Below are 12,854 nucleotides of genomic sequence, written 5' to 3'. Positions count from 1 at the left end.
TGGACCCGCCCCGGGGCGCGGTACCCGGCGCGGCGACCCTCACCCCTCTGCGAGAGCTGCCTCCGCGCGCTCCGGGGTGCCGTCCGCGAGGCCGCGTTCGATCGCCGGCCGAGAGCCGAGCCAGAGTGCTCCGCCGACGAGGACGACGATCACCTCGGTGACCGTCAGCGACCACACGATGCCGCTCAGCCCGAACCACAGGTTGCCGAGCAGCACGATCGGGATGAACAGGACACCCTGGGTGACCGCCATGACGGTCGCCGCCAGTGCCCGACCCGTCGCTTGGAACAGGGAGGTGATGAGCCCGGTGAAGCCGTTCGCGATCATCGCCGTGAGCTGGGCGACCAGAATCGTCACACCGAGGCCGAGCACGGCGGGATCTGCGATGAACGCTGCGACGATCTGCTCCCGGAAGACGAACACGACGCCCGCGAACAGGATCGAGATCCCGCCGACGGCGAGCGCGGACGTGCGCAGCGCGGCCCGGAGACGTGCTCCGTCCCCTCTGCCGAAGGTGTACGCGAGCAGGGGCAGGATACCGAGGGTGACGCCCATGAGCAGGAACTCCGGTACCTGCGCGATCCGGACGGCGACGCCCATCGCCGCGAGCGGGCCATCGCCGTACGCCGCAGCCAGGTTGTTGAGGACGAGGGAGGTGACGATGAGGAAGGACGATTGCAGCAGGGTGCTGACGCCGACGCCGAGCACCGGCCTCGTGACCGCGGGGGAGAGGGTGAACCAGCGCGGTGCGAGGCTGACGTGCTCGCTGTTGCGTTGCAACCACGCGACGAAGAAGACGGCGACGCCCAGGTTCGCCAGTCCCATCGCGAGCGCCGCTCCTGCGACGCCCCAACCGAGACCGAGGATGAACACGAGGTCGAGTGCGAGGTTGGCGACCGTCGAGGCGATGAGGGCGATCATCACCTGACGGGCTGCACCTTCCGCTCGCACGAGCTGCTCGAGACAGAAGGCTGTGGCCATGACGGGGACGAAGGCGAGCATCACCCCGACGAACGCGGTCGTGGCGGGGACGGCTGCGGCATCCGCCCCGAGGAGCGAGACGAGCGGACCGAGGAACACGAGGCCGATGCCGCCGAGCAGGGCGCCGGTCAGGAGCGATCCCCACACGGCGAAGGAGGCGACCCGTTTGATCTGGCCTGCCCGGGTCGGATCGTGTTCTGCGGCTCCGAGCAGTCGCGAGATGAAGGCACCGCCTCCGACGCCGAAGAGGTCGCCGATGCCCATGACGAGTCCGAGGATCGGAGCGCCCAGGGTGATCGCTGCCAGGAGGGCAGTGTCGTGGAGGGAACCGATGACCCCGGCGTTGATGAGGTTGTAGACGGCGCTGACGATCATGGCCGCGGCCATCGGCACGCAGAGGTGGATGAGGGCACGGATGATCGGGGCGGTGGAGAGGTACCAGCGGTTGGAGCCGGGGGCGTCGGACGCGCTGGCGGGGGAGAGTGCAGACGGGTTCGTGGCGGTGGGATCTGAAGGCGTGGGGTTCATGAACGTGCTCCTTTCCGGGCAGGTTCGTGGGCGCGCCGAAGGTGGCCGGCGCGGCGGGGTTGAGGAGACCGGGGGTCCGGGTGAGGGAGCACCGATGCGATGGATCGCATGCGTGCCGGTGTGGGCGATGATTCCAGGCGCGACGGACACCGCCGGGGTCACCGGCTGGGGGCGTCGCGGCTCAGCGGGTCGGCTGCGGGAGTTCGGCAGTGACCTTCGTGAGGAGGGTGTGCAGGGTCTCGCGCTCGCTGTCGTTCAGTGGGGCGAGGATGACGTCGTCGGCGGCGCGCATCGCGATGTCGAAGCCGGCGATGAGTTCGGTGCCGGACGGGGTCGCATACACGCGTTTGCTGCGTGCATTGTCGCCTTCGGTTCGACGATCGACGAGTTCGCGTCGTTCGAGCCCCTGCAGGAGGCTCGACACGCTTGCCGCGCTCGTCCGACTGATCTCGGCGATGTCGCGTTGGATGGCGCCGGGGTTCTGGACGAGGTAACCGAGGACGAAGGCCTGCTCGTGACTGAGTTCGCGGGCGCGGATCCAGTCTTCGCCGACCTTACGCTGTGCCCAGCCGATCCAGCGGATCAGTTCGAGGCTGCTGGTGAGGACGGGCGTCGTTTCGTTCATAGTTAGAACCCTAACTCTTCGATCTCAAATAGTCAACCTTCGAAGTGATCGATGGGCGAGGAGTCGTGGCGCTGGCGTCAGGGTCACGGGAGGGGTTCGAAGTGCGGCGCTCAGTCGTGTAACATTGTGAGGCGTTGGTGACGTACTCAAGCGGCCGAAGAGGCACGCTTGGAAAGCGTGTAAGGTGCAAGCCTTCGAGAGTTCGAATCTCTCCGTCACCGCCAAGAACGAAAGCCCTGGTCTGCTGATCAGGGCTTTCGTGCGTCTGGGGGCTGGTCTGCCCGGGTTCGTCGCCACCCGCGTCAGCGCGGTGCGCTCGCGCGGGCGCACCCCTCCGGAGGCCCGCGGTCGCGCCAGTGGGCCGCGCTCGACTCAGCGCATCGCGCTGGCCACACTCACCCGGTCGCGGGCGGCCGCCAGTCCACCCGCTGATCAGCCCGCAACACCAGCGACCGCGGAAGCACGCTCGCGACGAACCGTTCGAACGGGGTGCTCGCCGCCCGCAGTGCACCGACCGCCTCGGTCAACGTCGCGTCGAGCGCCGCCGCCGGATTCGTGCCCGGCGCGTAGCTCTCCCGTTCGACCGCCGCGAGCAGCCGGTCGATCGCCGGCGAATCGATCCGGAACTGCCCGTGCAGCCGCGCGACGAACCCGCGAGGCGACTCCGCCGACGTGACCGAGAAACCGAGGTCCCGCGCACTGTCGAGGAACTCGGACCACGCCCAACCGGCGCTCGTCCCCTCGGAGACCGCCCGGCGACGCCGGACCGACCGACTGACACCTCGGGCGATCGCCGGGCTCGCCAGCAGCAGGAGCACCCCGAGCACGATCGCGAACGGCACGAGGGCGGCCGGCAGTGCACCGTCGGTCGCGGTCTCCGTCGGCCCGCCGAGGGCACTCGCCGACGGTGTCGGGGTCGACTCCGCCGTCGGCGCCGGCCGGCTGTCCGGGTTCACCGAACCACTCCCGGGTGTCGCCGAACTCTCGTCGCTGAACGACGTGACCACTCCGCGGCTCGCGGTCGGCTCGAAGGGCACCCAACCGACGCCCTCGAAGTACAGCTCGGGCCAGGCGTGCAGCTGGTCGGAGGTCACCACGTAGGTGTCGCGGTTCGCAACGGTGTTGTCGATCGTGGTGCCCGGCAGGTAGCCGATCGCGATGCGCGCGGGGATGTCGAGGATCCGCGCCATCACGGCCATCGCGGAGGAGAAGTGGATGCAGTACCCGGCTTTGCGTTCGAGGAACGTCGCGATCACGTCCGTCCCGCTGCCGTCGAAGCCCTCCTCGACCGGCGCGGTCTCCGAGTACTCGAAGGTGCTGCGGAAGTACCGCTGCAACGCGATCGCCCGGTCGTAGTCGGTCGATGCCGTGGCCGTCACCTCGCGCGCCGTGTCCCCGATGATGTCGGGCATGTCCTCCGGCAGCGCCAGGTACGGTTCGGCGGATGCGCGGTCGGCGACGGGCGGCACGTCGCGCATCTGCTGCGCGGTGGGGAGCACCTGATAGCTCGTCGCCGTGTACGTCTGCCCGCGCGTCGACCCGCTGCGGGCCATCGCGGTGAGTCCAGCCGCCTCGAAGCGCCAGTCGCCGCGAAGGCCGTCGACCTGCTTCGTCGGGTACGGCAGCGGGAGCCACGGACTCGACAGCGAGTCGATCGTGACGGTCGTCTCGAACGTCTCCACCGGGATGGCCTCACCGAGACCCGGTGGTGTGGCGAAGGCGTCGATGCGGTTGTCGTCGTCGTAGCCGGAGTTGTCCGGTCCCCACACGCTGCCGGTGAACTCGTTGAGGTCGGTGACCTTCAGATACGGGGCCGCGTCGGCGGTGGTGGTGTACTGCAGCGCCGTCGTGTTCGCCGGGCGTCGCAGGCTTTGCCCGAGTGAGATGAGCGGGTTGATGCCGTTGACGAACGGGCCGGTGCCGCGCGCTCCGACGGTCGCGTCACGGACCGCGAGGTCGGGCAGGATCGCCGGGGTGAGGAGGGCGACGATCACGGCGACGGCACTGACGATGATCGCCGGGCCGACACTCCCGAGCCGCCCGTTGCCGGCGACGGCGGCGCGGCCGGCGCCGCGGCCCGACGCCCGAGCGGCCGCGACCGCCCGCAGGAGCTCCTTGCGTCGCACGTCCTCCCGCAGGAGCCACAGGAACGACACGGCGACGAGCGCGAACACCCACGGGTCCAGGGGGAAGGAGACGGCGACGGTCGGCGCGGCGTACACGGCCACGACGAACACCCCGGCGATCACGGGCGCATGCCGGCCGAGCACCAGCCAGGCGACGGCGAGTGCGACCAGGCCACCACCCGCTGCCATGACGAAGACGACACCGCCGTCGGTGTCGAGCGGCGCCGAGCCGTCGTGGAAGGTCTGGAATCCGGCGTCCCGCAACTGGACGAACGCGTCGAACGTCGCCGGCGTGGGGATGAGCCCGACGATCGAGGTCGAGGAGGCGAAGAACAGCGTGATGGTGACGAGCCAGACGGCGGCGGCACCGAGCCAGACGAGGGCCGCCGGCAGTCGGGTCCGCCGGAGGAGCACGGCAGTGGCGATGACGATCGCCATCACGAGATTCGTGACGAACCACCAGTCGAGTTCGGCGAGGACCCGGCCGAAGCCCAGACCACCGGTCGCCAGGAGGACGAAGGCCGCGAGCGCGAGCCGGAGATCGCCGACGTTCGCGGTGTCGCGCGGGTCGTCCGCGCGAGGGAGGTTGGACCAGGAGCCGCCACTCGCTCCGGTGCCGGACCCGCCACCCGCAGCCGGATCAGGGGTCGACGGTCGGTGCTGCGGAGGGAGGCGTCGATCCTCAGTGACCGCCACGATCGCCTCCGTTCCGGCGACCGGCGCGACCTCTCGTGCGCCCAGTCGGCGATGCGCTGGTCGTGGTCGCCGGCCCGCTCGTCCCGAGCCAGAGTGCGGAGAACGACTCGCCGCGTTCGCCGACGTGGCAGCGCCACCCGGCGAGCTGCAGGAGGTCGATGGTGCGGTGGCGGGCGCCGGCGGGCAGGAGGGCGATCGGCAGCGGGGAGAGGTGCGCGACCGCCGTCAGCTCACTGAGGTCGCCCTCGTCGACGTCGCCGAGGATCGCGATGACCGGTTGGGCGCGTCGGGCGGCCGTGACCTGGGAGAGGTCGAGGAACCGGTTCTCGTTCCGCGTGGGCCGCAGCAGGGCGAGGTCGAGGAGCGCTGCATCGAGTTCGTCCTCCTCGACGTGCTGGCCGCTGCGTTCGAGGGCATCGCCCATGCCGCCGACCGGTGACGACCGGAGTCCGCTCGCGGCGGACCGGGCGCTGATCTCGCGGGCCAGTCCTTCGTCGCCTGCGCCGAAGAGGTTCACCCGGTAGTCGGCGTCGACGAGGTGGTTCGCGATGGAGGCCGCGAGTGAGACGGCCTGCTCGAAGGCCGGCAGGTACGAGGGATCGTCGTCGGGCCACGCCCAGTGCGCTGCCGCGGTGTCGAGCAGCACGGTCGCTTCAGGGTCGTTGCGCTGTTCCTCCTGTCGCACCATGAGCTCACCGTGGTGGGCGCTCGCGCGCCAGTGCAGCCTGCGGACCGCGTCGCCCGGGAGGTAGGGGCGGGCGATGATGTCGTCCTCGCCGACGCCGACGTGGAGTGCGGATGGCCTCGTCGACCCGTCTCGGCTGGCCGTGAGGGCCGGGATCTCGGGCAGTGCGATGATCTCCGGCAGGACGATGACGGGGTGGGTGCCACCGACGTCCCGCCGCCGGACGACGAGACCGAACGGGTCGCTCACGGTGAGGGCGAGGGGGCCGAGTTGGTGCTCGCCACGGCGCAGAGCGGTCACGGTGTATCGGGCGGTGCGGCCGCGCGAACCGATGCCGGCGACCCCGGTGCTCGGCAGGGTGCCGGAGGCGCTCCCGTTGAGCCCCGGCGGGACGCGGTCCTTCCACTCGGTGTGGACGTGCGGAAGGGCACTCGTCTCGGCGATGGTGACCTCGACCTCGGTGCGCCCGCCGACGCTGACGAGGTCCGGCCGGGTGAAGCGGTCGACGCGGAGGGAGGGGCGCTCGAGGTAGACGGCGCCGAAGCTCGCTGCGACGAGGGCGATGAGCAGCCCGGCTGCTGCGAGGAGCTCCTGCGAGCCGATCCCGCGCGCGAACACGAGGCACACACCCGCGGCGACGAGCACGCCGACGGCGCGTCTCGTGAGCGGCGCCCGGCGCTTCATCGCCTCAGGACCTCTGGTCGACCCGGCCCGAGTGAGGCACGGGCGTGCGCTCGAGCAGTTCGACGAGCACCTCGGCGACCGCCTGCACACCGGAACGGTCGTGTGCGCTGACGGCTCGACGCGTGGGGATGAGGCGGTGGGCGAGCACCGGGGCGAGCAACTGGTCGATGTCGTCGGGGAGGACGAACTCACGACCGTCGAGGGCCGCGAGCACTTTCGCCGCCCGCACGAGTTGCAGGGTCGCGCGCGGGCTTGCCCCGAGACGCAGCTCCGGGTGGGTTCTCGTGGCCTGCACCAGCGAGACGCAGTACTGCTCGACGATCGGCGACACGAACACGCTGCGCGCCCAGGCGATGAGGCGCTCGACGTCGCTGCGGCTCGCAACCGGAGAGATCGTGTCGAGCGGGTTGACGGTGTCGCGCTGGCGCAGCATCGCGAGTTCAGCGGTGGAATCGGGGTAGCCCATCGAGATCCGTGCCATGAACCGGTCGCGCTGGGCCTCCGGGAGGGCGTACGTCCCCTCCATCTCCAACGGGTTCTGGGTGGCGACGACGGTGAACGGTGACGGCAGCGCGTGCGTCTCGCCGTCGACGGTCACCTGTCCTTCCTCCATCGACTCCAGCAGCGCCGACTGCGTCTTCGGTGAGGAGCGGTTGATCTCGTCGGCGATCACGATGTTCGCGAACACCGCACCCGGCTTGAACTCGAACTCGCGGTCCACCTGGTTGAAGATCGAGACGCCGGTGACGTCGGAGGGCAGCAGGTCCGGTGTGAACTGGATGCGGCGGACGCTGCTCCCGACCGAGGCGGCGAGGGCCTTCGCGAGCACCGTCTTGCCGACGCCCGGTACGTCCTCGATGAGGAGGTGACCTTCGGCGAGCATGACGATGAGCGCCATGCGGGTGGCGAAGGGCTTGCCGTCGAGCACCTGCTCAACGTTCTGGAGGATGCGTTCCGCGAGCGCCTGGAACTCTGCGGCGCCGAGGGGCGGTTTGATGGCGGCGACCGTGTCGCGGAGCTCTGGGTCGATGCGCGAGGTCTGTTCCGTCATGATCGGCTCCTGCGGTCGTGGTCGAGCATGCGCCGGAAGATGAGCGCGACGATGGTGGCGAGGCCGACGGTGATGAAGCCGGGTGCGATCGCGTAGACGGTCTGCATGAGGATGTAGCCGGTCTCGGGGCCGTCCGACGAGTTCCATCCGCGGAAGGAGTTGTTCGTCGCCTGCCAGGTGAGGACGATCCCGCCGACAGTGAGCACGACGCCGATGACCCACAGGGCGTGCTCCCAGCTGTTGCGGCGCGGCGGGAGGGGATCTGCTCCATCGAAGCCCTCGGGTGCTTCCGACAGGGTGTTGGCCGGAGCTGGCGCATCACCGATCCTGGCGTCGACACTCGTGGTGCGCTGCTCGTACGGTTGTACGCGCGCTCGAGGGCCGCCGTCGTATCCGCCGTCGTGGCCGCGGTCGAAGCGGTCGTCGACGGGCGGGCGAACCGGTGCGTCCCGTGGTGGCTCGATCAGCTGGGGTGCGATCTCCTCCAATGAGGCGAGGTGGCTGCGGCGGCTGTTCTCGATGGCGACCGGACGTGGGCGCTCGGCGGTGTGTCCGCGCTGGAATGCGGGATCGTAACGCTGATCCATCGTCGGCCTCACCTCGTCGTGGCGGTCTGATCCACTCATGCCGATCCTATGGCTGATAACGAACAGGTAACACCCCTGGCGGAATGGTGCACAGCAGTTGCATATGTGGCGCAGTTGCGTTGCACATGATCTGTTCGGAACGCGGGCCGGAGCGGATGGGCGCTGAAGTGCACACGGTCGCTGAAGTGCACCCGGTCGCTGAAGTGCACCCGGTCGCTGAAGTGCACCCGGTCGCTGAAGTGCACCCGGTCGCTGAAGTGCCCCCGGTTGCTGAAGTGCACCCGGTCGCTGAAGTGCCTACCTGGCCACCGGAGTGCCCACCCGGTCGCCGAGCTCGTCGAGGCGTCCGTCGACAGGCTCAGGCACCGGGTGCGCAGGTCACCCGGCGCGACTACAGGGCCGCGAGCGCCTCCGCGATCGGCGTCGAGCCCTCGATGACTTCGAACTGCGTGCGTGACGCGGCCCCGGTCTCGATGAGCGAGAGCAGGACTGCAGCCACCTCCGCACGAGGGATCGTGCCGCGGCCGGTGGATGCCGCCGCCGTGATGCGGCCCGTGGGCTCGTCGTCGGTCAGGCCACCCGGGCGGACGATCGTCCAGTCGAGGTCGCGGCCGCGAAGATCGGCGTCGGCTTCGGACTTCGCCCTCAGGTAGACCTGGAAGACGTCGTCGGAGTCGGGGTCGAAGTCGTCGGCGCTGATCGCGGACACCATCAGATAGCGGGGCACGTTCGCGAGTTCGGCGGCCTCGGCCAGCAGGATGGCGCCGTCGCGGTCGAGGGTCAGCTTCCGTTCCGCGCCGCTGTTCGGGCCGGCGCCCGCCGCGAAGACGACCACATCGGCCCCGGCGAGTTCGTCGGCGAGCTCAGCAGCGGACGAGTGCTCCAGGTCGAGGACGATGGCTCGGGAGCCGATGGCCTGCAGTTCGCCGACCTGTTCCGGGTTGCGGATGATGCCGGCGGGGGAGTGCCCTGCTTCGGCGAGGAGGCGCTGCAGGTGCAGGGCGATCTGTCCGTGTCCTCCGGCGATCACGACGTCAGTCATTCGGGTCCTCTCGTTCGGGTGGATGCTCGGGTGTTGCGTGCGTCAGTCAACGCCCCATCGGCGGCGCGCGCAACCCGGCCGATGCTCAGGTACACTGGTTGACGGCTCCCCGCGTGGCGCCATCCAGGCCAACTCCCCCAGGGCGGAAACGCAGCAAGGGTAACCGGGCTCTGGCGGGTGCGCGGGGAGTCTTTTCGTGCTCCGGGCGGGCCATACCGATCCTCATCTGGCCGCAGGATCACGGGTCCAGATCGGAAATCCATCCACTCTTTCTGGCCGACCGCCCGCAACCGGGACCGCTCGTCGACGAACTCCGGGTCCGCCCGGTGACAGGCTGTCCGGTAGGCGACACAGCATTGTGCGGATACCCAGCGGGCACGGATGCCCCCGGCCTAGGCTTGAGGGGTGGCGCGAAGCATTTACATCATCTCTGCCGAAGGACACTCCGGGAAGTCGACGGTGGCCCTCGGGGTGCTCGACACCCTGAGTCACCAGATCGAGCGGATCGGGGTGTTCCGGCCCATCGCGCGCTCCACCACGGCACCCGACTACGTGCTGCAGCTGCTCCTCGAGCACGACGGCGTCGACCTCTCCTATGAGGACTGCATCGGGGTCAGCTACGACGACGTGCACACCGACCCGGAGGCGGCGCTCTCCCGTATCGTGCAGCGCTACAAGCACATCGAGGCGCAGTGCGACGCGGTCGTCATCCTCGGTTCCGACTACACCGACGTCGGCAGCCCGACCGAGCTCGGGTACAACGCGCGGATCGCCACGAACCTCGGCGCACCGGTGCTGCTCGTGCTCGGTGGTCGTGCCGGGCAGGGGTCAGGTGAGCAGCTCGGTCGATCGCTCGCGCGGACGCCCGACGACATGCGGAACATCGCGGAGCTCGCCCTCGGGGAGCTTGCCGACGCTCACGCGCAGCTCCTCGCCGTCGTCGCGAACCGTGCCGACCCCGAGCATCTGCTCGAGATCACGGCCGCGATCAGCGATGCGATCCACCCCGACGGCGCTGCCCACGGTTCCGTCGTCGCGCCGGCCGGCCACGCTGCCGGTGCCGCGATGGTGCCCGTGTGGGCGATCCCTGAAGACACCTTCCTGATCGCGCCGACGATGCAGAGCATCCTCGAGGCGGTCGACGGCACGCTGGTGAAGGGGAGCGAGGAGCTCCTCACCCGTGAGGCGCTCGGCGTGGTGGTCGCCGGCATGTCGATGGTGAACGTGCTGCCGCGACTCACCGAGGGTGCCGTCATCGTGATCCCCGCCGACCGCACCGAGGTGCTGCTCGCGGCGCTCATGGCGAACGCATCCGACACCTTCCCGTCCATCGCCGGCATCGTCCTGAACGGTGGCTTCCCGCTGCCGGAGGCGGTCGAGCAGCTCATCTCCGGGCTCGGCGAGATCCCGCCCATCGTCAGCACCGACCTCGGTACCTATGAGACCGCCGTCCGGGTCATGAACACACGTGGGCGTCTCGCGGCCGACTCGCAACGCAAGTACGACACGGCGCTCGCGCTGTTCGAGCAGAACGTCGACGCACCGCTGCTGCTGGAGCTGCTGAACGTCGCGCGTGCAGACGTCGTCACGCCGCTCATGTTCGAGTACGGCCTGCTGGAGCGTGCCCGCTCGAACCGCAAGCACATCGTCCTGCCTGAGGGCGACGACGACCGCATCCTCCGCGCGGCGGGTACCCTGCTCGCCCGCGAGGTCGCCGACCTCACGATCCTCGGTGAGGAGATCGAAGTGCGGTCGCGGGCCATCGAACTCGGCATCGACCTCAGTAAGGCGACGATCGTCAGTCCGTTCGACGCCGTGCTGCGGTTCAAGTTCGCGCAGGAGTACGCGAAGCTGCGCGCACACAAGGGCGTCACGATCGACATGGCGAACGACGCCGTCACCGACGTCTCCTACTTCGGCACGATGATGGTGCACCTGGGGCTCGCCGACGGCATGGTGTCGGGTGCGGCGCACACCACGGCGCACACGATCCGTCCGTCGTTCGAGATCATCAAGACGAAGCCGGGGGTCTCGGTCGTGTCGAGCGTGTTCCTGATGGCGCTCGCCGACCGCGTCCTCGTCTACGGAGACTGCGCCGTGAACCCCGACCCGACGGACGCCCAGCTGGCGGACATCGCGATCTCGTCGGCTGAGACGGCTGAGCAGTTCGGTATCGAGCAGCGCATCGCGATGCTCTCGTACTCGACGGGCGACTCCGGTGCCGGCGCGGACGTGGAGAAGGTGCGTTCTGCGACGCAGCAGGTGCGTGAGCGTCGTCCCGACCTGCTCGTCGAGGGCCCGATCCAGTACGACGCTGCTGCGGATGCTGCGGTGGCTGCGACGAAGATGCCGGACTCGCAGGTCGCCGGCCGTGCGACGGTCTTCATCTTCCCCGACCTCAACACCGGCAACAACACCTACAAGGCGGTGCAGCGTTCGGCTGGTGCTGTCGCCATCGGGCCGGTGCTGCAGGGGCTCAACAAGCCGATCAACGATCTCTCGCGGGGGGCCCTCGTGCAGGACATCGTGAACACTGTCGCCATCACCGCCATCCAGGCGCAAGAACAGGAATAAGGACTCCGCACGCATATGCCAACCGTTCTCGTGGTGAACTCCGGTTCCTCGTCGTTCAAGTACCAGCTCATCGATGTCGAGACGGAGCGGACGCTTGCGAGTGGCCTCGTCGAACGCATCGGTGATGAGAGCGGGGCTGCGGAGCACCGGTCGTTCACCATCGACCAGGCGGCGGGCGTCGACGACCCGCCGATCGAGGAGCGCTGGCTGATCGAGCGCACGATCCACGACCACACCGCCGGGTTCCGTGTGATGCTCGAGGCGTTCGCCGAGCACGGTCCGTCGTTGGTGGAGCACGCTCCGGTCGCGGTCGGGCACCGGGTCGTGCACGGTGGGAAGCGATTCTTCGAGCCGACGGTCGTCACCGATCTCGTGAAGATCAACATCGAGGACATCTCCGAGCTCGCGCCGCTGCACAACCCCGCGAACCTGCAGGGCATCACGGCGGCGCAGGCGGCGTTCCCGGATGTGCCGCATGTGGCGGTGTTCGACACGGCGTTCCATCAGACGATTCCGGCGGCGGCGTACACGTATGCGATCGATGCGGAGCTGGCCGAGAAGCACCGGGTGCGTCGGTACGGCTTCCACGGCACGTCGCACAAGTTCGTGTCGGAGGCCGCTGCGGCATACCTCGAGCGTCCACTCGGCGAGCTGAAGCAGATCGTCTTCCATCTCGGCAACGGTGCTTCGGCGTGCGCGGTCGACGGCGGTCGGTCGGTCGACACGTCGATGGGCATGACGCCGTTGGAGGGGCTCGTGATGGGGACCCGATCGGGCGACCTCGATCCGGCGGTGCTGTTCCATCTGCATCGCAAGGCCGGGCTCGGGTTCGAGGAACTGGACACGCTGTTGAACCGGCGGAGCGGTCTGCTCGGGCTGTCGGGTACTGGCGACATGCGTGATGTCACGGACGCAGCGGCGCAGGGAGACGAAGCAGCGAAGCTCGCCCTCGAGGTGACGATCCATCGGTTGCGGCACTACCTGGGCGCATATCTCGCGGTGCTCGGCGGGCTCGACGTCGTGGTGTTCACGGCCGGCGTGGGGGAGAACGCGCCGCTCATCCGTGCCGGTGCGGTGCAGGGGCTCGAGGGGCTCGGCATCGTTCTCGACGAGGAGCGTAACGCGACGCGCGTTCCTGGTATCCGGGTCATCTCCACCGACGACTCCCCGGTCACCGTGCTCGTCGTGCCGACGAACGAGGAGCTCGAGATCGCGCGCCAGACGGTCGCTGCGCTCGCGTAATCACCGAGCCTGTTGTCCTCCATTCGGGGGACT

At 69.2% G+C, this 12,854-nt stretch carries 9 protein-coding genes, 1 tRNA gene and 1 other RNA gene; 4 read left to right on the top strand and 7 right to left on the bottom strand.

What is annotated here, in order from left to right:
• Positions 1-39: 39 nt before the first annotated feature.
• Positions 40-1,509 carry an MATE family efflux transporter gene (locus KXS11_RS07360; RefSeq protein ID WP_437384911.1) on the bottom strand — a complete coding sequence of 490 codons (1,470 nt, stop codon included), beginning with the start codon at positions 1,507-1,509 and terminating at the stop codon, positions 40-42.
• A gap of 181 nt (positions 1,510-1,690) precedes the next feature.
• Positions 1,691-2,134 carry a MarR family winged helix-turn-helix transcriptional regulator gene (locus tag KXS11_RS07355; RefSeq protein ID WP_437384910.1) on the bottom strand — a complete coding sequence of 148 codons (444 nt, stop codon included), beginning with the start codon at positions 2,132-2,134 and terminating at the stop codon, positions 1,691-1,693.
• Between the two features lie 136 nt (positions 2,135-2,270).
• On the opposite strand from KXS11_RS07355, the gene KXS11_RS07350 reads away from it, so the two are divergent.
• Positions 2,271-2,358: transfer RNA gene (locus KXS11_RS07350), tRNA-Ser, on the top strand.
• 171 nt (positions 2,359-2,529) lie between these two features.
• Here the strand turns inward: KXS11_RS07350 and KXS11_RS07345 are convergent.
• The 5 genes from KXS11_RS07345 to KXS11_RS07325 form a co-directional block, all read right to left on the bottom strand.
• Complete coding sequence (locus KXS11_RS07345) at positions 2,530-4,956, bottom strand: transglutaminaseTgpA domain-containing protein (protein ID WP_437384909.1); 2,427 nt, start codon at positions 4,954-4,956, stop codon at positions 2,530-2,532.
• Positions 4,943-6,325 carry a DUF58 domain-containing protein gene (locus KXS11_RS07340; RefSeq protein WP_437384908.1) on the bottom strand — a complete coding sequence of 461 codons (1,383 nt, stop codon included), beginning with the start codon at positions 6,323-6,325 and terminating at the stop codon, positions 4,943-4,945. The genes KXS11_RS07345 and KXS11_RS07340 overlap by 14 nt, the downstream gene beginning before the upstream one ends.
• Before the next feature lie 4 nt (positions 6,326-6,329).
• Positions 6,330-7,376, bottom strand: coding sequence for an AAA family ATPase (locus KXS11_RS07335; RefSeq protein ID WP_437384907.1), 1,047 nt, complete (start codon positions 7,374-7,376; stop codon positions 6,330-6,332).
• Positions 7,373-8,002, bottom strand: coding sequence for a hypothetical protein (locus KXS11_RS07330; protein ID WP_437384906.1), 630 nt, complete (start codon positions 8,000-8,002; stop codon positions 7,373-7,375). Before KXS11_RS07330 ends, KXS11_RS07335 begins: the two co-directional genes overlap by 4 nt.
• A 352-nt stretch (positions 8,003-8,354) precedes the next feature.
• Complete coding sequence (locus KXS11_RS07325) at positions 8,355-9,005, bottom strand: SDR family oxidoreductase (protein WP_437384905.1); 651 nt, start codon at positions 9,003-9,005, stop codon at positions 8,355-8,357.
• A gap of 100 nt (positions 9,006-9,105) precedes the next feature.
• Between KXS11_RS07325 and ffs the strand changes: the two genes are divergently transcribed.
• The 3 genes from ffs to KXS11_RS07310 all read left to right on the top strand — a co-directional run bounded on the left by ffs (position 9,106) and on the right by KXS11_RS07310 (position 12,821).
• Positions 9,106-9,202: signal recognition particle sRNA small type (ffs, locus tag KXS11_RS07320), an RNA gene on the top strand.
• 208 nt (positions 9,203-9,410) lie between these two features.
• The gene (gene pta, locus KXS11_RS07315) at positions 9,411-11,579 is read left to right on the top strand and encodes a phosphate acetyltransferase (protein WP_437384904.1); all 2,169 of its coding nucleotides are present in this window, start codon (positions 9,411-9,413) and stop codon (positions 11,577-11,579) included.
• A 15-nt stretch (positions 11,580-11,594) separates the two neighbouring features.
• A complete protein-coding gene (locus KXS11_RS07310; RefSeq protein ID WP_437384903.1) occupies positions 11,595-12,821 on the top strand; it encodes an acetate/propionate family kinase in 1,227 nt (408 codons plus the stop codon).
• Positions 12,822-12,854: the final 33 nt, after the last annotated feature.

It is taken from the genome of Plantibacter flavus (assembly GCF_051487245.1).
Taxonomy (GTDB): Bacteria; Actinomycetota; Actinomycetes; order Actinomycetales; family Microbacteriaceae; genus Plantibacter; species Plantibacter flavus_B.
The sequence above is the reverse complement of the archived record's forward strand: the minus strand, read 5'-3'. Positions and strand labels throughout refer to the sequence as shown.

Coding starts and splice junctions, on each gene's coding strand:
- KXS11_RS07360 (WP_437384911.1), bottom strand. CDS start 1,509: ATGAACCCCACGCCTTCAGATCCCACCGCCACGAACCCGTCTGCACTC.
- KXS11_RS07355 (WP_437384910.1), bottom strand. CDS start 2,134: ATGAACGAAACGACGCCCGTCCTCACCAGCAGCCTCGAACTGATCCGC.
- KXS11_RS07340 (WP_437384908.1), bottom strand. CDS start 6,325: ATGAAGCGCCGGGCGCCGCTCACGAGACGCGCCGTCGGCGTGCTCGTC.
- KXS11_RS07335 (WP_437384907.1), bottom strand. CDS start 7,376: ATGACGGAACAGACCTCGCGCATCGACCCAGAGCTCCGCGACACGGTC.
- KXS11_RS07330 (WP_437384906.1), bottom strand. CDS start 8,002: ATGAGTGGATCAGACCGCCACGACGAGGTGAGGCCGACGATGGATCAG.
- KXS11_RS07325 (WP_437384905.1), bottom strand. CDS start 9,005: ATGACTGACGTCGTGATCGCCGGAGGACACGGACAGATCGCCCTGCAC.
- KXS11_RS07310 (WP_437384903.1), top strand. CDS start 11,595: ATGCCAACCGTTCTCGTGGTGAACTCCGGTTCCTCGTCGTTCAAGTAC.